This window comes from Legionella bozemanae (genome assembly GCF_900450575.1).
GTDB lineage: Bacteria > Pseudomonadota > Gammaproteobacteria > Legionellales > Legionellaceae > Legionella > Legionella bozemanae.
The window spans coordinates 1,865,281-1,887,908 of the sequence record NZ_UGGY01000001.1; the positions used below are offsets into that span (position 1 = coordinate 1,865,281).

Below are 22,628 nucleotides of genomic sequence, written 5' to 3' on the forward strand. Positions count from 1 at the left end.
GCATCCAGACTGCATTCAATTTCTCCAAACTCTATTTCAGAGTTGCGAGTTTGGAAGAAATCGATTGAAATAAGGGAAATTTACCAAACTATATTTTGCGGTGTAAGCCTGACGCCGCTAGTATTTTGGTTGATATTTCTTCAATAGAGTATTTTGTCGAATTAATGTAAGGAATTTTTTCTTTTTGGTACATGGCTTCGACTTCATTGACTTCCAAACGACATTGTTCCGCTGAAGCATATTTACTATGGGGCCTACGTTCTGCCCGAATTTGTTGTAAACGTTGTGGGTCAATGGTTAATCCGAACAGTTTATTTTTATAGGGCTTCAGTACTTCAGGTAATTTAAAGCCAATAATCTCCTCTTCAGTAAAAGGGTAATTAGCAGCTAAAATTCCATATTGAAGTGCCATATATAAGCAGCTTGGAGTTTTTCCACAACGCGAAACACCGATAAGAATGATATCCGCCTTATCGTAGCCTCGAGTTTTCACTCCATCATCATGCGATAAGGCAAAATCTATGGCTTCAAGCCGGTGCAAATAAAGTTTGCTATTCACTACCCCATGAGTTCTTCCGACTGTATAAGAAGATTTTTCATTAAGTTCTTCTTCCATCGGGCCAATAAAAGTACTAAATAAGTCAAATACCCGGGCATCCGCTTTTTTAAAGTAATTTCTGATTTCTGGATCAATCAACGTCATAAATACTAGTGGTTTGATGCCATGCTCTTTAAAAGCTTGATTAATTTGTTGAATGGCATGTTCTGCTTTTTTTAAAGAATCAACATAGGGAATCGTAACTCGTTCAAATTTTGTATTTTCAAATTGAGTAATCAAACTATGGCCCAAAGTTTCAGCAGTAATCCCTGTACCATCAGAGATCATAAAAACATAACGTTTCATGAGTCGCCTTATAAGAAAAATGATCTATATTTTATTTTAAAATGAATTGGTTAATATCACCAGCAAGTGTACTTATTTAAATCCATCTGCTATCTTAAATTAAAGAAAAGGACATTTTAGGGTTAATATGGAACAAGATCGATTCGGCAGTAATAGCAAGCTCTATATTTTAGGAATGATTTGCTTGGTTCTTTGCCTGGGTTTGTTTTTCGTTAGTTTATATATTTTGCCTTATCTTGCTTGGGGATTGAACTATAATGTTCCTGATATGGTTTTGACTATGTTAAGTTCATTGCAAGATGATTATAACTACAGCGTGGGAGCCAGCAAACTTATAGTTTGGTTAATATTTTTTGTGCCCTGTGTGATTACCGGACTGATTTCCTACTTTGTATCCAATTATATTGATAACAACCTTTATAAATCAGAATTGAACGTAGAGGAAGAGTCAGAAAATCTTCCCCGTAAACAAATTGGTAAAGAAATAAAAGAGTCCGCTGGTTTTGGACTAAAGATTCTTGGTTTAATGATCCTCATTGTAATTGTGATTTTTTTATTACAATATCTTATCCAAGCAACATCATAATAAGTGGCAGGAGAGTTTATGGCTTATTTAAAACGTTGGCAGATTAGAAGAATTATTAAGAAAATAAAAGTCATGCAAGCAAACCGGGTAAATAATCAACCTGGAGATGAAATGCTCAAAAAAGAAATTGCCTATTATTTTGAGTTAGCATCCATTTACAATAAATTGAAAGGAAATAAAAAATTTCCCTATGCACACCTAATGTATATGGAATGTTATAGAGCAGCTGCAATGCTTGATGATGCAGAAGCGAATTATCAATTAGGGCAAATGATTCTGGAGGAAGCCAAATTCAGACAGAATTTAGAAAAAGAGGGTGTTTTTAAAAGTGAATCTAATTTGAAAAAATGCAATCAGCTTTTTGAAGAAGCACATGCTTATTTATTAGCAGCAATAGCATTAAACCATATTGCTGCAAAACGATTAAGAGGACTTAGTTTCATTAATGGGTGGGGATTAGAAGCAGATAAGAAAACTGGGTTTGAATTAATTGTTGCAAGTATTGAAGAAGAAGGCTCATGGGATAGAGTACCCCAAATCTTTGCATCAATGGGGCTGAATAAACCCGAGTTTTTTTCACAAATTATGCAACGTAGAAAATCATCATAAATATTCTCTATAGCCTGTACGGAAAAATAGTCGTCCAGGCGATATTGATGTTCAATATGGTTACATTAGATTGCTCTGGCTAAATTCGCTATCTTGTGCGAAAGCTTCTACTCCTGAATCAGGAGAAAAAGCATATGTGGTATTAAAATAGCTTTTAATGTATAATTGTTAGTCTACTCCCTTGATTATGAACAAAAAACGTTCATATTTTCGCTTGATTTATGTCATACCAATATAAGAAAAAAGCTCACCGTCCTATAACGCCTAATGAAAAATTATATATTGCTGGTGATGCAATGAATCATTCCTTTACACTGCAGCTAATTCTTGAAATGAATGCAGAAGTGGATGTATCTTCCCTTAATCAGGCTGTTATTCAAGCGAACTCCTCCAATCAATATGTCCATTTGCGGGCAAATTTAAGATGCATCAATCCAGTTTGGTATGACTCAGTTGAACTCTCTAAAGAGTTTGAGCCTATTCAAGTATTAGAGAGGGAATGGGATGGTCATGATATTCAATGCGCGTCATTTTTTCATGGGCATAAATTTGAGCCCGCGTATTCTGCGACGCAAGTTACTTACATAAAAGGAACGCGCCATTTTTTGGTGTTTCGTGCTTTTCATGGGGTAATGGACGGTATGGGTTTATATCATTGGGTGAGTGATATTTTTCGTGCCTGGAGAAAACAGCCTTTAACTGGTACAAATTTGATACTAACCGATTATGAATTTCTAAGAAAAAAAAGAGAGATTAAACACCGTCCGAATTTCCCATTGGATTGTATCGCGCCAACAGGCGACACAGGTTTTGCTCATACCCATTATCTATGGCGTAAATTAACTCTTCCTGGAAAAATCAATGGCGTAACCGCCAAGATTTGCCATATATTGACGGCTGTCAGTGCTGAGCGGGGTGCTGAAAAAGCTCGCTTTATGATTCCTGTAGACTTACGTCATCATATTCCTAATACAAATACTACAGCTAATTTTGCAAACCCGATTTTTATCGAAGTTGAGAAAGAGGCAAATTGGTCACTCATTTACAGTGATATTGTAAAGCAACTCAGTAATCAAAATGAATTGCAGATTGGAAAGTATGACGCGTGTTTACGTCATTTGCCATTGTCTCTATTAAAAGCTCTTCTTAGTGCGTTGATTTATTATCAAAACAAGAAAAATCGATATATGGTATCTGGAATTGTATCTAAATTGTCGATTAATTTATCTGACTTTGAGTCAAATCAGGGCGGCTGCTGCGCCATCGATGGTTATTTTTTGCCCATTGATGTACCTATTGCGCCTATTGTGCTTATTGTGACAGAACATAACAATGCAACGACAATCTGTTTTTCTGTATCAAACGCCCATGCAACACGCGAAGAATGTGCTCATTTAGAGGTCCAATTGAAAAAGATGATTGATGAACCTCAGTTAGCTGCAGAGAGTAATTTACCTTATTGCAATACATTATGGCCTGTATATAACAATACCTATGTTGACTATTCTCAAGAAAAAACGATTTTCACAAAAATATGGGAGAGAACAATAGAATACTCTCATAGGTACGTCCTAATTTCAAAAAAGAAGGTTCTAACATATAAACAATTGCATCATCGTGTTTTAGAAATCGCCAGTTATCTCTCTGATTTAGGCATACGATGTGGAGATAAAGTCGCTATTTATTTATCCAGAAATGAAGATATGGTCTGCTCCATACTGGCGTGTTGGTATTTAGGTGCTGCTTATATTCCTATCGATATAAAATCCCCTGTCAATTGGATTTTGACTTTATTAGAAGATGCTCAACCTGCTTTAGTTATTGATGAACAGCATGAAGCATTGAGGCAAAATTATTCCGGATTATGTGTTCATATTCCTTTAAAAATCATGAGTACAACCATGCCAAAGCGAAACGAAAATTCGCTCACCCAATTGGCTTATATCATCTATACCTCTGGTTCCACAGGGACGCCTAAAGGGGTAATGATTAATCATGGTCAATTGCTGAATTATTTATCTTGGGCAGTCGAGATATACCGAAATAATAATCAAGCTTATCATACAGCATTGTTTACAAGTATCGCCTTTGATTTAACGGTGACAACATTATACTTACCTTTACTCTCAGGCGGCAGTATGATGCTCATTCCTGAGTCAATTAATTCTCTAGTATTAAAGGAAATACTTACAAATCAAGAGATCAATTTTTTGAAGCTCACTCCGTCGCACTTAAGAATGATAAGCAGTTTACCTATAAACTCCCGGCATGACGTAACTTTAGTTGTCGGAGGCGAAGATTTTCCTTGTAGTTTGGCTCAATTAATTATTGAAAAATTATCTAATGCGCGAATATTTAATGAATACGGCCCTACTGAGACTACAGTGGGCTGTATGATTCATCAATATGATGCTAAAAATGATCTTCAATGCAGTGTGCCTATTGGTATTCCTGCAGCAAATACACGTATTTACTGTTTGGATAGCACGCTTAAGCCAGTCAGACTTGAAGAGGAAGGGGAAATCTATATTGCTGGGAGCAACGTAGGGATGGGGTATTTGAACCAGCCCGAGTTAACGAATAAGCGATTTATGAGTGATCCTTTTTTTCCTGGACAACGCATGTATCAAAGTGGTGATTTAGCAAAGCATCGAAAAGATGGTTTATTGATTTATTCAGGAAGAAGGGATCAGCAGATAAAAATTCGCGGTCATCGTGTTGAATTACCTGAAATTGAACACACTTTATGCGCAATTGATAGCATTGCACAAGCTGTAGTAACGTTTATAAAACCCATCTTAGGGGAAGAAAATAACGAATTAATTGCATATGTAGTATCGAATTCAAAAGAACAGGCAATTGATTTGCGGAAAAAATTATCTGAAACACTTCCATATTACATGGTACCAAAATATTTTATTTTTTTGACTGAATTACCTCTAACTGCTAATGGAAAAGTAGATTATAAAAAATTACCAAAACCTGCTTCCATATTGATTACTCCACAGACAAACAAATATGAGAATTTATTAATCCAGATTCGGCAGTTATTTGCAAACGCCTTATCGCTACCTCTTGAAGTTATTGATAATCATGTTATTTTTGGCGACATGGGCGGGAACTCCATGCAAATGGCTTACATGATTAATGAAATGATTACAAAAATGATTGCTCCTGAGCATCATGTCGCTTTTGCCAACGGATTGGAGCAATTGCTAATTTGCCCAACACCGCATAATTTTTATGAGCATCTGTCAAGAATTATTTAAGAGTGCAATAAAGTTCTTATTTGTTCATAGGTTGAGCTATTTGAGGAGTAGGTTAATTGATTTTTAAGGAAATGATGTAAATGAACATTTTAGTTACCGGAGGCAGAGCACCTGCCACCATGGATATTATGCGTAGTCTCATTAATCAGGGATTTGAAGTTTATGGTGCTGAGAGTATGCTTTATCCGCTTGCACGATTTGTCAAAGGAGTAAAAAAACATTTTGTTATTCCTAAACCGAATCATGATTTAGCTGCATTTTTAAAAGCAATTAAAGAAATAGTGATTCAATATAAAATTGATCTACTTATTCCTACATGTGAAGAAATTTTTCATCTCAGCCAGGGCTATGAGGAATTGTCTCCGCATACCAAGTTGTTATGCGAGCCTTTTGAACGCTTGAATCAATTACATAATAAATATACGTTTAACCAGCTTGTCAGTGAGTATGGCTTGAGTGCCCCACAAAGTTGGTTAATGAATACCGATAAGGACAAACAAGCTCTTCCTAAAGACGCGGCGCTTGTTTTAAAACCTGTTTTTTCCCGTTTTGGTACCCGTACGTTGATTAAACCTTCGCAAAAAATCATTGCAGAACTCGCTATTAATGAACCATACATTGCCCAGCACTTTATTCAAGGAAAAGAATACAGTGCTTATGCTATTGCCCATAAAGGGGACGTGCTGATTCAATCGTGTTATCACTCTAAATATCAAGCGGGTCGTTCAACCGGAATTTATTTTGAGCCTGCGGAAATTAAACCAATCACTGAATTTATTAAGACTTTTTGCAAACGCTTCCAATTCAGTGGCCAAATTGCTTTTGATTTTATCTTGGAGAATGATAAAGCTTATGCATTGGAGTGTAATCCAAGAGTAACCAGTGGTTTCCATCTGCTTACAGATAAAATTGATTGGCATACTATTTTAAGTGGACAAAGGCAATATGACATACCCAATATGCAATATATGCAGCCTTATATGCTGGGTCAAGGAATGATGCTTCATTGTTTGAAATATATACAAAAAAATCCATGCCAATTTATTAAAGACTATCAAAGAGCACATGATGTTTTGAAACACAAAGCTTATCCTTGGCTTCGATTAAAAAGTACATTAATGATGCTGAATGTGCTTTGTAGGGCGGTGAGAGTGAAGAAGGGGTTTTATCCTGCATCAACGTATGACATTGATTTTAATGGAGTTGAAAATCTGTCGAAATAAATTTCTCGAATTATTTTGGTTTTTACAAAAAGGAGGCTTAAGTTAAAAGTAAAACGGGAAAAGCGTTTTATTTGCCTATACTTTAAATAGCTAACCTTTAAGGAAATCAAAAATGAAAAAAATACTATTGGGTAGTATTGGATTTATCTTTGTTACACAGGCGCTTGCACTTTCACCAGTAGTAAATACAGATGCAAATAAATCCTTGTTGCCATCGCCTTTTCCTGTTTACATTTTAGGGAATAATGGCGTTATTAATCATCCGTATCCTGGTGCAGAACGTGCTCTTTTACCAACAGATAACACCTACACTATGTCCCCTGGATGTTATATCGCATGTTATTCGCATAATTCCCATGGTATTTATCCTGTTGCTGAAAATATTTACGTAATGGGACAAATTCGTGTTCAGGGTGAGTATGTAGCACGAATTTGCCAACCTGAAGGGTATAAGGGGATGGACATCAGTAAGGCAGACAAATTCAAACTTCTCTGTTCTGTGAAATTTAAGGATTGCAAAGATAATGCATGTTGGGCAGGAGGGGATACTGGAGGCTGGTTTGGTATTCAATAGTATGTTTTTGGTCTGGAGTGAGCTCCTTGATCTAAGCCATATAGAGATTTAATTCTCCAAGTTCTGCAATACTGCAGAATCGAGGATTTTAGTATGAGAATTTTTTGCGCTATGTTATTACTCAATAAACTTTTTATGAAAGGAGTAGTAAATCAATGAAAATAGCCGTATGCAGCGATACACTTTATCCTGTTAATGATTATGTTGTGGAGGAACTAAAGCGGTTAGGACATGAGGTTATTCTATTTGGCGCAATTAAATCACGACAAGATGAATCATGGATACAAACAGCACAAATTGCCGCTGAAGCAATTCGTCAAGGCGAATGTGATGAAGGCATTTTCTTTTGTTGGACCGGAGCGGGTATTTCAATTGTGGCGAATAAAATACCTGGCATAAGAGCTGCTTTATGTACGGATGCTCAAATGGCAAAAGGTGCAAGAATATGGAATCGAGCGAATGTTTTGGCTTTATCCAATCGGCTGTTAACTCAAGATTTAGCAAAAGAAATTTTAGATTCGTGGTTTAATACTGAAATCAACGAAGAGGGAGAGCAGATTATTAAGGAAATTGAGGCAATAGAGCGAGAGTATCGCTAGTTTCGATAACTCATAGAATTAGGTTTACATTATTAGTATTGCGAAAATGATTGGGATTAGTTTGAGGAAGAAAATCCGGGCGACTTTGATTTCTTATGGGCAACGGTATTTAATATCACTGGCGCGGACAGTATCACGAATGGATTCGCCAATACCAATGTTCTTGCCACCTCTGCAGGTCAATATCCGGCAGCGCAAGCCTGTCTAAACAAGAGTGACCAGGGCTTTACTGACTGGTACCTGCCGGCTATTTGCGAACTTGGACGGTTTGTAATAGGTCTGGATGCAGGTTGTGGCACTACCAACCCTAACTTATATAGCACTTTACATACGAATAACTTAGGAGGTTTTTCCCCTGACCAATACTGGAGTTCTACTGAGTTTTCTACCATCATCATACCTGACGAACTTGCTTGGGTGCAGTTCTTCACCGATGGTCGGCAAACCCCTGGTAATAAGAACCTTGCCGACGAACGGGTTAGGTGTGTTCGAGCTTTTATTCCTTAACCCTTTATCCCTTCTCTGAGGCAGCACAGCTGCCTCATGATGAGTCTTTTACGCTTTTTAAATTTATTAGAACTTGTATAATGAACAACTTTCTGGCTAAATTGAAATATTGCTTGCATCATAGGGGATTTTCATGTTAAAGCGGGATATTTCAACGACTAACATTCTAATTGTTTCTGCCGGGGGGATGATTGGATCGGGGTGGTTGTTTAGCCCGTTTATTAGTGCGCAAATGGCAGGTAGCAATTCTTTGATTTCTTGGGTTATTGCTGCTGTTTTTATGATTTTTATTGCTCTGCCTTTATGTGAGTTGGGTACAATGTTTCCAATTTCTGGAGGCATGTCTAATTATCCAACGTTTACCCATGGAAAAGAGGTTGGTTTTTTATTCGCGTGGACATCGTGGTTGTCTTATGTTGTTATGACTCCAATAGAAATACAAGCAATTCTGCAGTATTCAAGTCATTTTTTTCCAATATTAATTGTCAAAGATCCAACAACATTCACTCTTTCAGGATATGGTTATGTTGCAGCAATGGCCATCATGCTCTTTGTCGTCATATTGAACTCTTACGGAATTAAATTGCTCGTTGAATGTAATAAATATGCAAGTATCATTAAGTTTATATTACCAAGTATTGCAATTGTTTCATTGCTCCATGTCGCACCAACCATGGATAATGTCACAATTAGTTTGTCGGATAAAGAAAGCTGGGTGAATATTTTTACTGCACTTTCTGCTGGGGGTATTGCTTTTGCTTTTACTGGATTTCAAAACGGTTTGGTACTGGCAGGAGAAGTAAAAAATCCACAACGAAATATTCCTATTGCTATTTTAGGTGCAGTGTTGATTGGATTTGTTTTGTATTTCATGTTGGAGTTGAGCTTTCTCGCAGCAGTGCCTCAGAAATATTTAACTCAGGGTTGGCATGCCTTAAGTTACCCAGGAGATAGTGGACCTTTAGTGGGCTTAACTTTACTTTTAGGTCTAGGTTTTGTGGCAACTATACTAATGATTGATGCTGCTTTTTCTCCTTTTGGGACAACTTTAGTTTATACCGCTGCCACTTCCAGGATTTTATATGGAATGGCATTAAATGATCATTTACCGAAAATCTTTTTAAAGGTAAATCGTCATAGAATTCCTTATGTCACTCTTTATGCAAACTTACTAGTTGGAATGCTATCTTTTCTTCCATTTCCAGGATGGCAGAAGTTAGTGGCGTTTCTTTCTTCTGCAAGTATTTTATCTTACAGTATTGGGCCTATATGTCTTTTAGCAATGCGCAAATTGCAACCGTTAACCCCAAGACCTTTTAGACTTTCAGGAGCACTGCTTTGCTCGCATATCGCATTTTATTTTTGTAATTTAATGCTGTATTGGTGCGGGTTTTCAATTATATGGAAGCTGGATATTGCTTTACTTATTGGGATTCTAATTTATTGTGTTTATCATCGTAAAAACTCTTGGGATAATAGCGCACTTCTATATTGGTTTTTATTTTATATGGTTACTATACTCAGTGTGTCTTATGTAGGTGTTTTTGGCGGCATAGGAATTTTAAAGTTTCCCTTTGATCTCTTAAGTTTGTTACCTTTAAGTATTTTTATTCTCTATTCGTCTCAACGATTACTGTGCCCAACACGACATGAGCATGTTACCTCTATGTTAGAAGAGCCAACTGAAATTTTAGAGGATAAAATTCTTACGTAAAGTTTATTTAATGATATAATTGTTCTCTATTTGTATTATTTGGATTTGTTTATGTGGTTGGGATTATTTGACTTCAGATATTTAAGCAAACGAGTTTTTTTATTTTTAGGTATTTGCTTTCTGTCAGTTTCTTTTGCAACTGAAGTGCCAATCTATGATTTTTCAATAAAACCTTATTCCCAAAATATCAATGATTATTTACCTTCAGACAGTGATGACTATGATATTCCTCTGTTAACGCGAGAATATCAAGAGGGGCAACTACAACAATTCTATAATCATTATTATTCTGATAGGGGTGAAGGGCTTTCTCCTTGGAACGAGAAGATGGTAAATTCCGTTCTTCCTGTGGTTAAAAAAATTGAGCTGGAATTATTAAAAGAGTTTGATAATCAAAATAAATCCGAAGAAGAACGGCACTTTGCGGAAAATTTTAAAGAACATGATGCAGTTTGGCTAAATCGAATCAAAAACAATATGGACTTACCTGCAATTGAGGGATTAGGATTTAACGAAAAGAGCCGCGCTATTGCAGTAAATAACACTTTTGCACGTGCGCTTCCGGAGCATGCTCCAGATTTTTTTCATTTCACCATGCCGGGACAAGGTTTCCCGTTTGATAATTTACAAGAATCAGTGATTTGGGCGGGAACACCGCTCTATGTTTTCACTGTATCACAAGATAAATCTTGGTCATTAGTACTCACTCCAGATGCCTATTTTGCCTGGGTAAAAAGTTCAGATATTGCTTATGCTTCAAGTAGATTCATTGAAGAGTGGAAGAGCACAGCAAAAAAGGGGCTTGTGGCAATCACTGAAACAGAAGCGAGCATTGTGAATCAACATCATCAATTTCAGTTTTCAGGCTATATAGGTGCAGTATTTCCATTTATTAGTCGTGATGAAAATTATATTTCTATCTTGATCCCAGTAAAAAATGTACATCATCAAGCAGTGGTTCAGACTGGATTTGTGACATCGCAATCTGCAAGCCTGATGCCTCTTGAAGCCTCGAAAAAAAATATGGCTAAGATTATGAAACAATTACAAAATCGCCCTTATGGATGGGGAGGGGCTTATTTTTTTAATGACTGCTCACAAGAATTAAAGAGCATATTTACTCCTTTCGGCATTTGGTTACCGCGTAATTCGGCACAACAGGCAAAAATAAGTACGGGTATTGATTTAACCCAAAATACAGTTGATGAACGAATCAGCGCTTTGAAAAGACAGGGGCATCCTCTGATGACACTTATTTATATTGGCGGCCATGTAATGCTTTATTTAGGGAATAAGTCTATAAACAATTATGAAATAGCTGCAATGACCTATCAGAATGTTTGGGGACTTTCTCCTGAAAGCAAAGATAAACGTTATATCATCGGCCAATCATTATTTTTTCCGTTGCTTAAGTATTATCCGGAAAATCCAGATGTAAGTTCGCTGGCGAATAAATCGTACTTTAAGATGATTTATCTTGATGAGCTAAATACAAAAGGTACTACGCCGGAAGTGTTTTCACGAAGTTTTATAAAACCTGATAGCCCCCATTTAATTTTATAAAATGATAAAATCTAAATTGGCATCTATTTTTTTGGTACTTTTTTTCTTTTTAATTTATCTGTGTGTACCAATAAATAAAAGCTCAGCAGACCCTTGTCGTGTTGCTCATTTACAAAATATTCCTAATTTTTCATCACAAGTGATTTTGGTAAATCATATAAAAGGTTTTGAAGCTGAGGTAACTGTTTGTAAAAAACAAGATCATACATGGAAGCAAGCATGGGGCCCTTTTCCTGCTGTGGTGGGTAAAAGAGGGATAGCTCCTGTAGGAGAAAAAAAGGAAGGTGATATGAGAACTCCTGCCGGCTTATACCCCGTAGGCGATGCTTTTGGATCAGAGCCTTTAGCACTTAAAATGGATTTTAAATACATTACTGCTGATGATAAATTTATAGATGATGTATCCCATAGTGGCTATAACACGTGGGTTAAAGGAAATACAAATGCCAAAAGTTACGAATCGATGCTAATTGATGTATACAGAATAGGTGCAATAGTCAATTACAACATGAATCCTGTAATCCCAGGAGCAGGAAGTGCTATTTTCATCCATTTGTGGCGATCGATTCATTCTGGAACACATGGATGTATTGCTATGGAAGAATCCCACTTATTAAAACTGCTTCATTGGCTGGATAAGGAGAAGCATCCCTATATTTTCATATCGAGTAAGTTGCCTTCTTAAGGGAAAATAAAACAAAAACTCAGATCCATGAGGTTGTTCAAAATACTTTAATTGGGGGTTGCACTTCGGCTCTGAATGGGTGAAGCTATGTTTTATGTTTCATATTAGGGTAAATGTCGTGCGCTATTCTAATTATTTATGTCTCTTTGCTGCTTTTTTCTTGAGTGAAATAGGAAATTCTCAAACGCTTTCAGAGAAAATAGATGAGATTATTGCACAGAAATTGCCTCATGCAACCGTTGGTATTCTCATTAAAGAAGCAGAGACGGGGAAAGTGGTTTACAGTAGAAATGCAGATAAATTACTTTCTCCAGCCAGTGGCATAAAGTTACTTACTGCAGCAGCAGCGCTGTATCAATTAAAGCCAGATTATCGCTTTATAACAACGCTCTCTCAAAAAGATCAGGATTATTATCTTCATTTTACAGGCTCACCGTCTTTTACTGTAGATAATCTAACTTCTTTATTACTTAATTTGAAAAAAAATAATACGAGCACGATAAAAGGAAATATGATAATTGATAGTTCGCAATACCAGGCTCCATATTATCCAAGTGGTACGTCATATGATGATTTAGGCTGGTATTATGCTGCTCCAGATACAGCAGTAATATTAAATGAAAATAAAGTGGCCTATGAATTGATTAGTGCAAAAGAATTAAATAAACCTGTAAAAATCAATCTCAAGAAAAACCAGCCCAAAGCACTGACACTAATTAATGAAGTCGTTACAGTGAACAAAGAAGAAGAAAAGAATCATTGCAGTCTGAATCTTGAGGTTAAAACCAATAATACTATTCGCTTATATGGCTGCAAGACCCAGGAAGAAAATCCAAAATTAATAGAACTTGCTATCCCCGATCCTATTTTATTAGTAAAACAAGTGATCCAAAACACTTTTAATAAAAACAGTATTGCTTTGAAAGGAAAAATTGTTACAGGAGTATCGCCAACCGACACTCAATTTGTTGCCAGTTTTCAATCAAAAACGCTCAGTAAATTGATCACGCACATGCTACAACAATCCGATAATCTTTATGCAAATAGCCTTACCAAAAAATTAGGTTATTCTTTAACGGGAAAAGGAACTCACAAAGAAGGGGCTTATGCTATTAAAAAAATATTGTCTGAGCATACGCATCTGGATTTGTCGCAAATGGAAATCGTTGATGGTGAAGGAACACGTTATAATCTGGTAACTCCCGAACAAATGGTGATTTTGCTTAATGATCTTTATCATGATAAAAATATGAAAGCGATTTTCTTTAAGGCGTTACCGCAAGCAGGTGTTTCTGGAACTCTAAAGGACAGAATGAAGAAAACCATGCTCGAGAAAAAAGTTTATGCCAAAACGGGGTCAATGCATGATATCTCTTCATTATCTGGTTTTATTATTAATCCACATGATAAGGCCTTTATTTTTTCCATTATTATTAATGGAGTGAATAAACCTCTAATAAAAGCTAAGTTACTTGAAGAAAAAATATTATTGGCTTTAGATGAATACAGTTTAGAAGCGAGTCCTACTTAATACCACAATAGTTTACCTAACTATCTAATAAAATACGTATTTTATCCTATCGTTTTCTAGCTTATACTGAATTTTATAGCCAAGGAAAAGAATATGGATGAAAAAGCATATTATAAAGCTTTTACGAATTTAATCGGGATAATTTGTTTTCTTGCAGGTCTTTTTGATTTATCCATTAGGTATTTCAATGCTCATTTATCAGCTGCGTTACCTATGGACATCTTTATGAGACCAACTACAGCTTTGTGCTTTATTTTAGCAGGATTGTCATTAATTTGTTTAAATAGAAAAATTTTCCAATTCAGCCGAATCTTAAGCAGTATTCTCTTATTATTTTCCGGGGTCATTTTTAGTCAATACATTTTGAATGTTAATGTAGGTATTGATGCAATCTTTATTAAAGTCTTTTCATTAAATTTTCATCACTATCCAAGCCTTATGGCACCGAGTGTCGCTTTAAGTTTTATGATTATTGCGCTTTGTTTCCTTATTGTTTCATTTCAGTTTTCCAATTACTGGCTCTGGTTATGTTTATTCGGTATTTTTTTTACTTTAAGTTTAGGATTTATTGCAACGACCAATCATTTTATTGAGTTCGCAACGCATTTTGGTGCGGGGCGATGGATGAAGATTTCAATTTATACTTCTTTGGGATTAATTCTCCTAAGCTTGGCAATCATTTCTTATATTAATTCAAAAAATGTAAAACATTCTCTTATATCTCTTCCTCTAATAGCAGTTTTCGTGATTTTAAATATTACTGTGTTGGGATGGCAGTTCACTAAAAAAAATCAGGAAAACTCGTTAAATATGTTGTTACAGTTGAAAGTCGAAAATGTAGAGGATGTGATTGAATCACGTACAGCAGAACTCGCTTCCTCTTTTTCGAGAATTACTTATCGTTGGCTGAATCGGCATATTACACCTGAAAGTGAATGGCGAGCGGATATGATGCACTATATTCATGATCAGCCGGGTTATAAAGCAATTTTATGGGTTGATAACAAATATGTGATACGTTGGGTTGCTCCCGAAGAAGGTAATGAACTAATTAAAGAATATAATCTTGACGATAATCCTGATCGACGTGAAGAAATGCTAAGAAGTTTAGCAAAAAATGAATTGCAATTTAGCTCTCAGTTTGATTGGGCTAAGGGAAATAAAGTAATTTTACTATTCAGCCCCATGTTGAAAGGAAATCATTTCCAAGGGTTTATGGTAGGGATTCTAAATGCAGAGATATTTTTAGACGATATTTTAAAAAAAATGGATATTCAAGGATATAATTTGGGTATCTATGATGCTTCCGGGCTTTTATATACCAATGCTAGAGAGCATAAATTTTACAAGGGTTGGAAACATAGCATTACACTTCCTCTATACGGACAAAATTGGAAGATCATTCTTTGGCCTTCCATTTCGCTTTACAATCAGGTTATTACTTCCTTTTTCCCAACTATGATCTTGATCATTGGTATCATTATTGCCCTACTTTCCGGATTTTTAATTCATACACTGCAGTTTATAAAAGGGAACTCTGAAAAATTAAAGCAAACACAAACCGAACTAGCAAATGCGCGCGAACGTTTGCAAGGAATCATTGAAGGCAGCAGTGATTTAGTTGCTGCAATTGATTTAAATTATGATTTTATTGCGTTTAATACAATGTATAAATGTGAAGTTTATCGTATTTTCAAAATCGATTTGGAAGTTGGCATGAATTTTAGGGCGCTTTTACAGAAAATGAGCGTTGAAAATCAAACAAAAGCAATGACGCTTTGGGAAAGAGCAATGAAAGGTACCGGGTTCATAGTAATTGAATCATTTAAAGACAAAAGGCATGACGGGCTAGATTTTGAAATACATTACAATCCCATCCATGATTCAGAGGGTAAGCTTATTGGCGTGAGTCATTTTGCAATTAATGTTCATCAACGTATTCAAAATGAAAGAAAACTTGAAGAGTCAAAAATTGAACTGGAAAATGTAGTTAAAAGTCTTGAGATTCAAAATAAAGAGTTGGAGTTGTTGAAAGAGTTAATGAGTTTATTGCAATCAAGTCTTTCTATGGATGACGCGATTGAAATAATTAAAAATTATAGCAAACGAATTTTATCGGGAACCTCGGGGATTGTTTATCTTATTTCTTCAGACAATTTAAATCTGATTAGCAGGGTACTAATCTGGGGAGAACCAGTTTCTAGTTTATTCCTTTTTACACCTAAGGATTGTCTCTCTTTACTACGACATCAATCTTATTATATCTCTGATACAACGGAAGGTGTTTTGTGTAATCATATTAAAAAAGGTGAAAAAAAACCTATAAGCTATGTTTGTTTGCCTTTATTTGCCCAAAATGAAATGTTAGGGTTATTTTATGTTGAATTTGGCTTAAATACTGATAATCAACGGTTGATTGCTTTGGCACAAATTATTTCCGAACAGTCCGCATTAAGCATATACAATATTAAGCTTCGTGATGTTCTAAAAACCCAATCTACTCAAGATAGTTTAACTGGCGTTTATAACCGGCGCTTTTTTGAAGAATACTTGCAAAAAGAAATTTTAAAAGCCAAAAATCATCCATTTACATTTGCTCTTTTATTAATCGATATTGATTATTTTAAAAAAATAAATGATACCTACGGTCACTTGGTGGGCGACCGGGTTCTTTTTGAGTTCGCCACAAAAATACGGCAAATATGTCGACAAGATGATTTAATTTCTCGCTGGGGTGGGGAAGAATTTATGATTTTTTTACGAATTGCTAATTTGGATGCCGTCAAATTAAAAGCAGAAGCAATTCGTGACTCCATTGAAAAGTTTTCGGTTGAAATCAATCAGGAAAAACCTATTTCGGTTACCATATCAATTGGAATTGCTTTTTATCCTTATGATGGTAAAAAAGTAGATGATCTGATATCAAAAGCTGATGAAGCACTTTATGAGGCAAAAAAAATGGGCCGTAATAAAGTCGTAGCAAGTTATAGCATGCATCAAAATAAAAATCATTAATTAAATTTTTAGCATTTAATGGAGTGATTAAACTCCCTATATTGTGTTTTTATGAACAAAATTCAGATTAAGTGTTCATGTGCGATCGGCTGGATGCCATTCATAAAGCACGGCAAGTAGACAAAAAAGATATGTGCCAGGACAAATGCATCTCATGGTAAGATACAAAATCAAACTGCTAGATTCCGAAACTCACAAAACCTACATTCCGTGCTTTATGCCTGAGAGATAGACAAAAAAATTTGGTTTAAGGCATTGAAATATAGGAATAATGGTATTGAAAGTGCATGACGGATTATGATCCAATAGAGTTCCACAACAATAAGAGATCGACGTCATGCACCTGATGCAATTATTACACAAAACATTAGCAAAAGAATTACCTTTTATTCATAAATCACGCTTACACAATTTAATCATGGCTTCATCGACGTTAATTAAGGTAAATAAATTAACGCTGACATCGCTTGGCCGTCATTTGCCTCATACTAAAGTTAAGACTCGCAGCAATATAAAAAGGATAGACCGCTTATTAGGGAATACGCGATTACAAAAAGAAGCGATTGAATTTTATAGGACAATGAGTCATTATCTACTAGCAGAACAAAGACGCCCCTGGATTCATGTTGATTGGAGCTGTATATGTTCGCAGACTAAACTCTATTTATTGAGAGCCTCCTTGTCGATGCAAGGACGCTCGATTGTGATTTACGAAGAATGTTCATCCACAGAAAAAACAAAATAACCATCAAACTCATAAAGAATTTTTAAATAATCTAAAAGCTATTTTACCGAGCTCTGTACAACCTATTATTGTTACCGATGCGGGATTTAGAGCGCCTTGGTTTTCCTATGTTCGAGCGCTTGATTGGGATTTTTTAGGCCGATTACGCCATAAGAATGCGATATATTTAGAGGCTACAGCAACTTGGCAATTAAGTCATATCTATTATGAACAAGCCACAGCCAAACCTAACTACTTGGGGCAGGGCCTTCTTACAGAGAAAGAACAAATCCCTGCTCACTTTATACTCTATAAAGGCCTCTCTAAAGGTCGTCATAGAGTGAATACAAGAAAGGTAGGCGTGATGCAATGAGTAAACGATATGCTAGAGCTCATCGTGAGCCTTGGTTATTGGTCACTTCATTGACCTCAACAAACACCGCTGAATACGCTGTGAATATTTATCGGCAACGCATGCAAATAGAAGAAAATTTTCGTGATACAAAATGTACTCGTTATGGGTTTGGATTGAAAGAAAGTCTTTCTCGTTCTCCTCAAAGAATGAGCATATTACTGCTTATTGCTGCTATCTCTACTTTTGCTTGTTGGCTTGCTGGCATTTTTACCAAGCGTAAAGGATATGCATCTTCCTTTCAGGCTCACTCTTCAAAATTCACCAACATTTTATCCCTGGTCTATTTAGGGCGCGAAGCTCTCAAAAAAGGAATCTCTCTCAAAGTAAAACAGTTTCAAAATTTATTACCTCTACTCTCTGAGCTAAATGCCACAACACAGACCCCCACTACAGTCTTTCTTTGAATTTTGTGGGGATCGTACAGGCTTTATGCGCGGAATCCAACATTGGTCTTCATTCAGCCCCGTGCATGCAGCATGGCAAGTAAACAAAAATAGATGCGCTTACTCCGCATTTTCATCGTCCTCTTGTTATTGCTAAAGAAATATGGATAATCACCTATTATTTTGATGAGTAGAAGCAATGAATACTGAAAAATTATTTTCCTATGGCACGTTACGTTATGAGGCAGTACAACTGAGTAATTTTGGACGAAAACTACATGGAATAGTAGATAGTCTTCCTGAATTTGGTATGTCTAAAATAAAGATCAAAGATCCCAATGTTATTACTACCAGCGGTGAAGAGGAGCATCCCATTATCACTTATACTGGAAAATCTACAGATAGTATAGAAGGCATGGTATTTGATGTGAGTATTGAGGAGTTAAAGAAAGCAGATTCTTATGAAGTTGCAGACTATAAACGGATTAAAGTGAAGTTAGCTTCGGGTGTATTTGCTTGGGTATATGTTCATATTGGGAGTACAGAATAAGATTTTTAGAAAATGGATTCATTAAGCCTCAACTGAGGCTTAATTGATCAATTTTTAATGAACTACACGATGTTCATCCTTGACCCATCTCATTAAAAATGCCCCAATTATTTGATATAAAGGTAAAACAGCTAAACCAATATGATAACCAGATAATGAAAAATCATGAGAAGTACCCGCGTTGCTAAAAATATCCAGTAGTTTTCCTATTGCAGGCTCAGTAATTGCATCCAGAAAAGCGTCACTTGCATTGATTAGAGAAGTTACTGTACCTGCCAGATATAAGGGATTTGATTCTTTCCCAATCACAAATACTATTGGAAATGCTCCTAAACTAAAACCAAAGAGAAAAAGTAATACGCTCAATAACCAAATTGGCATAGGATGCGCGTAGATGACCAAACTAATGGATAAAGCAGAAATTAAAGTGGTATAAAACATAAATGCACAGCGATTTTGTATGCGATTGATAAATAAAGCAAACACAGGGCATGCAATAGCTAATCCTACAAATACTAAAGAAATAAGAGATGGAGCTGTTAATTTATCTAAATGATACGCTTTTTGTAAAAAAGGATTTCCCCATAAACCACAAAAAATAACTATGGGAGAAAATGCTAAACCACTATATCCAGTTAACAACCAGTTTTGTTTGTTTTTTACAATTAATAAAATATCTTGCCATACATGTGGGTTTTTAGAAACATGACGAGTTTTGGATTCGGATGATTCAATGAAGAAAGAAGGCTTATCTTTAACAATAAAAAAGAACAAGAAGGCTAATATGATACCCATCCAGGCTATATAAACTAAACTGGGTCTCCAGCCTACTTGACTAATCAACCATGCAAGCGGCATTTGTCCAAAAATTGCTCCTACCATTGCGGCAGTAACAAGTAATGATGTCAATAAAGCATAATATTTTTTGGGAAACCATACTGCTGCTAATTTGAAATAGGCGATGGAAGCAAAAGAAACGCCAACTCCAGTCAAAGCACGTCCCCAAATAGCAGTATTTAATTCTTGAGCCTGAGAAAAAATATAAATTCCAAAGGCACAGCAAAAAATTGCTCCTGTTGTAACCCAGCGTGTACCATAACGATCGAGGACAATTCCTACAAATAGAGGTACGATAAGATAGGTCCAGAAATAAACACCGGATAAAACACCAAGGCCTAATCCCTGTAGATTAAATGCATCCATCAGTTGTTGAGGCATTACACTTGGAAAATTTTGGAGAATGTATTTATAAAATAAAAATGCAGCGCATAAACTAATAATAAAAAGAGCGCGGTAGGTTATTGTTTTTTGTTGCTGTGATGCATCTGCATCAAGTACGTTTCCCATGGTGAATCTCCTCAATATTGTTAAATCGTGTCACTTGATTATTCGGCCTTCCCCCTAGAGAGGCTGAATAATCAAAAACACAACTCTAGGGCGAGGAGAGGAACACCACGACCACCACTACAACTGAAACTATAGAAACAATAGCACGCACCAACCCAGCAGAGCTGCTTAATAGAATTGGATGTCCCGAGCTATTGTTCATATATATTGCAGAGTGAAAAATAAATTGTTAATTATCCTGATGATACCAATTAGTATTAATTCTTGTCAAACAAATTATCAAAAAGAGTAACACCGGGCAAGTAAGAATGTATTGATTAAAAGAAGCGCATGATAAAGTGTAGGGTAGGTATCCGAGACATAAATGTCTCGGATTCATCTAAACATGTTGGATGCAACTGCTGTTTTGAGTACTATTATTTTTTATATTTTAATTTTGATTCTTCTTCTACTTCGGGTACAGGTACGGGGACATTAGGCATCAGGCTCTTAAATCTGTTGAACCAACTAAATCTTATTTCTGGGGCCATAATTTCATCGGGTCTCACTTCATCAATTAGTTTATGTAATGCATCTTTATTATGAGATGGAACCACTGCCTCAAGTTCTTTATGTGCGTTGAGAATATCTTGCGGACGTGGAGCTGGTGCATGAGATGGGACTAAACGTTCTAACATGAGTGAATAACTGCTTTTAGGTTGCGGTTTTGGTGTCATGCTAAAAGGCGTTTTTTCTGGTAGAAGTTGCAATTTAGTTGTTTGAACTTTCTCTATACGACTCATTAAGTCTTGTGCACGGCTTTGGCAAAATTGAGTTCGTTCCTTAAGTGACTCTACTTCACGGTTCATTTGATCATTGTAGAAAAAGTTAACAGTACAAATATGAGGTCTTGAGGTCTCATAGTTTAGTTTTGCTTGCAACCAATCTTGTTCGCTTAATTGACGTTCGCGTTCGGGAGCTATATCCTCTGAAAAATAGGCATACGAATCACCATATCGTCGATAACGAGACATATGACTTGGATCAATAATTAATTGTGCTTGACTGAAATCGTAAACTCGTTCTAACTGAGAGTTAAGAAGAATTCTTTCGTTTCTCAAAACTTGCAGCGCTTGAGAAAACCCACGCTCTTGCAATCTTAGACTTTCTTCTTCACGTTCACGGTGTGTGGGCGATTCATATATATGTTCTGGTTCATTTAATTGAGCTTTGACTCGCTCAAGTAACTGTTGAAATACTTGCTCAGAAGTCTGAGGGGGCTGTTGAAGTTGAGCTTGATGAAAGGAAAGTCGATCTTCCAACATGCGGATTTTTTTATCAATACGTAATTTAGTCAGCTGTAATTGTGTGGTATCACTGAAAGTGGCAGGAATTGGAGCTGCTTGTTGTGCTCTAAGCGCTGCGAGCTGCGCGGACAAGGTCGCTATTTGCTGATGTACATGGGCATGAGGTATTGGCTGATTATTGACTAGAGGTAATTGCAGATAAGTGTTAAGCAGATCCAAATCGTCAGTGATATGAACATGACGATCTTCCATTAATAATACTTCTTCTTCAATGGCTTCTAACTCTTTTTCTACTTCCTGTAAGTCATTTTCTAGTTTTCTTAGTTCTTTATCAAGCTCTTGCAGCTTATTGGCACGCGCGTTGGCGTCAGCCATATGCGTTGCAATAGAACGGCTTTCCTTTTTCCCTTCAACTCTTGCTTCTTTAAGTTTTTGATCGTTTTGTTGTTGCGTTTGCTCGCTCACATGTTCTGCTTGTGCTTTACTCTTTGCAATTAATGACATAAGAAGGAAAAGTAACTGTTGTTGTCGGAGCAGTTCTTCTGCATTTTTTTCCCTAATGAATTGGATTTGTGCTTCTTCCTTCATAATTTCTTGGGCGATCATATTTATGGTTTCGTTACCGCCCACTGTTTTAAGAAATTCAATGACCTGTGTGGCATCTTGTAGTCCAAAACGAGCAAGAAATTGAGCTGCTAAAGAAGAGTTTGTTTCGGTTGTAGTGCGTCCATTGCCTTTTTCTATGTTTGCAAACCATTTTTCAAGTTGGCTTGAAGTCAAAGCCATTGGGGCAGATTGTGATGTATTGGCCACGGAAGAACTCCAGTATATAGGTACTGTACAAATTATAAACTTTTTTGAACTTGAAGTAAAGCGTTTGTTTTAGTAATAATCAGAGAAATCAAGATGTTAATCTAGTGATTTGATAGATGATTAGCCAATCTGGTTGTATTTCCAGTGATTTATCTATGACCTTACGAAAAAGAATTTTCTTCCATAAAATAGATAAGAAAGTAATAAGCACCAAACATATAATAATTAAGTTTTTTATATTAATCCAGGAGACTACTTTTTACCCACCCATAAACTCCTTCGTGAGGCTTAGAGGAAAACCATCCTGAAATAACGGCACTGGGTAATAAAA

At 36.1% G+C, this 22,628-nt stretch carries 19 protein-coding genes; 16 read left to right on the forward strand and 3 right to left on the reverse strand.

Annotation, left to right across the window (positions count from 1 at the left end; translation table 11 throughout):
• Window positions 1-88 precede the first annotated feature (88 nt).
• Entirely contained in the window at window positions 89-904 is an 816-nt protein-coding gene (ppsR, locus tag DY223_RS08065; RefSeq protein ID WP_058457797.1) for a posphoenolpyruvate synthetase regulatory kinase/phosphorylase PpsR, read from the reverse strand.
• 127 nt (window positions 905-1,031) lie between these two features.
• Between ppsR and DY223_RS08070 the strand changes: the two genes are divergently transcribed.
• The 16 genes from DY223_RS08070 to DY223_RS08145 all read left to right on the forward strand — a co-directional run bounded on the left by DY223_RS08070 (window position 1,032) and on the right by DY223_RS08145 (window position 18,851).
• A complete protein-coding gene (locus DY223_RS08070) occupies window positions 1,032-1,490 on the forward strand; it encodes a hypothetical protein (RefSeq protein ID WP_058457798.1) in 459 nt (152 codons plus the stop codon).
• Window positions 1,491-1,508: 18 nt separating this feature from the next.
• The gene (locus DY223_RS08075) at window positions 1,509-2,099 is read left to right on the forward strand and encodes an SEL1-like repeat protein (protein ID WP_058457799.1); all 591 of its coding nucleotides are present in this window, start codon (window positions 1,509-1,511) and stop codon (window positions 2,097-2,099) included.
• A gap of 221 nt (window positions 2,100-2,320) precedes the next feature.
• Entirely contained in the window at window positions 2,321-5,368 is a 3,048-nt protein-coding gene (locus tag DY223_RS08080) for a non-ribosomal peptide synthetase (protein WP_058457800.1), read from the forward strand.
• An 80-nt stretch (window positions 5,369-5,448) separates the two neighbouring features.
• Complete coding sequence (locus DY223_RS08085) at window positions 5,449-6,591, forward strand: ATP-grasp domain-containing protein (RefSeq protein WP_058457801.1); 1,143 nt, start codon at window positions 5,449-5,451, stop codon at window positions 6,589-6,591.
• 112 nt (window positions 6,592-6,703) lie between these two features.
• On the forward strand, window positions 6,704-7,165 hold the full coding sequence (locus DY223_RS08090) for a hypothetical protein (protein WP_058457802.1): 462 nt from the start codon (window positions 6,704-6,706) through the stop codon (window positions 7,163-7,165).
• A gap of 155 nt (window positions 7,166-7,320) precedes the next feature.
• Entirely contained in the window at window positions 7,321-7,764 is a 444-nt protein-coding gene (locus tag DY223_RS08095) for an RpiB/LacA/LacB family sugar-phosphate isomerase (RefSeq protein WP_058457803.1), read from the forward strand.
• A 249-nt stretch (window positions 7,765-8,013) separates the two neighbouring features.
• Window positions 8,014-8,271, forward strand: a complete 258-nt coding sequence (locus DY223_RS08100; RefSeq protein WP_235810451.1) for a DUF1566 domain-containing protein — start codon at window positions 8,014-8,016, stop codon at window positions 8,269-8,271.
• Window positions 8,272-8,404: 133 nt separating this feature from the next.
• Window positions 8,405-9,985: an APC family permease gene (locus DY223_RS08105; protein WP_058457804.1), complete on the forward strand. Its 1,581-nt coding sequence runs from the start codon at window positions 8,405-8,407 to the stop codon at window positions 9,983-9,985.
• 51 nt (window positions 9,986-10,036) lie between these two features.
• Window positions 10,037-11,548, forward strand: a complete 1,512-nt coding sequence (locus DY223_RS08110; protein WP_058457805.1) for an SH3 domain-containing protein — start codon at window positions 10,037-10,039, stop codon at window positions 11,546-11,548.
• Window position 11,549: 1 nt separating this feature from the next.
• Window positions 11,550-12,233 carry a L,D-transpeptidase family protein gene (locus DY223_RS08115; RefSeq protein WP_058457806.1) on the forward strand — a complete coding sequence of 228 codons (684 nt, stop codon included), beginning with the start codon at window positions 11,550-11,552 and terminating at the stop codon, window positions 12,231-12,233.
• Between the two features lie 118 nt (window positions 12,234-12,351).
• Window positions 12,352-13,764, forward strand: a complete 1,413-nt coding sequence (gene dacB, locus DY223_RS08120; protein WP_058457807.1) for a D-alanyl-D-alanine carboxypeptidase/D-alanyl-D-alanine endopeptidase — start codon at window positions 12,352-12,354, stop codon at window positions 13,762-13,764.
• Window positions 13,765-13,857: 93 nt separating this feature from the next.
• A complete protein-coding gene (locus DY223_RS08125) occupies window positions 13,858-16,779 on the forward strand; it encodes a diguanylate cyclase (protein ID WP_058457808.1) in 2,922 nt (973 codons plus the stop codon).
• Window positions 16,780-17,125: 346 nt separating this feature from the next.
• On the forward strand, window positions 17,126-17,524 hold the full coding sequence (locus DY223_RS08130; protein WP_160116281.1) for a hypothetical protein: 399 nt from the start codon (window positions 17,126-17,128) through the stop codon (window positions 17,522-17,524).
• A gap of 40 nt (window positions 17,525-17,564) precedes the next feature.
• Complete coding sequence (locus DY223_RS19805; RefSeq protein WP_420812528.1) at window positions 17,565-17,876, forward strand: hypothetical protein; 312 nt, start codon at window positions 17,565-17,567, stop codon at window positions 17,874-17,876.
• Window positions 17,873-18,322 (forward strand): hypothetical protein, encoded by a 450-nt coding sequence (locus DY223_RS08140; protein WP_058460248.1) that lies wholly within the window; start codon window positions 17,873-17,875, stop codon window positions 18,320-18,322. The genes DY223_RS19805 and DY223_RS08140 overlap by 4 nt, the downstream gene beginning before the upstream one ends.
• 178 nt (window positions 18,323-18,500) lie before the next feature.
• On the forward strand, window positions 18,501-18,851 hold the full coding sequence (locus tag DY223_RS08145) for a gamma-glutamylcyclotransferase family protein (protein ID WP_058459962.1): 351 nt from the start codon (window positions 18,501-18,503) through the stop codon (window positions 18,849-18,851).
• A 54-nt stretch (window positions 18,852-18,905) separates the two neighbouring features.
• Here the strand turns inward: DY223_RS08145 and DY223_RS08150 are convergent, their stop codons facing one another.
• Both DY223_RS08150 and DY223_RS08155 read right to left on the reverse strand, forming a co-directional pair.
• Entirely contained in the window at window positions 18,906-20,198 is a 1,293-nt protein-coding gene (locus DY223_RS08150) for an MFS transporter (RefSeq protein WP_058459961.1), read from the reverse strand.
• Window positions 20,199-20,614: 416 nt separating this feature from the next.
• A complete protein-coding gene (locus tag DY223_RS08155; RefSeq protein ID WP_058459960.1) occupies window positions 20,615-22,297 on the reverse strand; it encodes a hypothetical protein in 1,683 nt (560 codons plus the stop codon).
• Window positions 22,298-22,628: the final 331 nt, after the last annotated feature.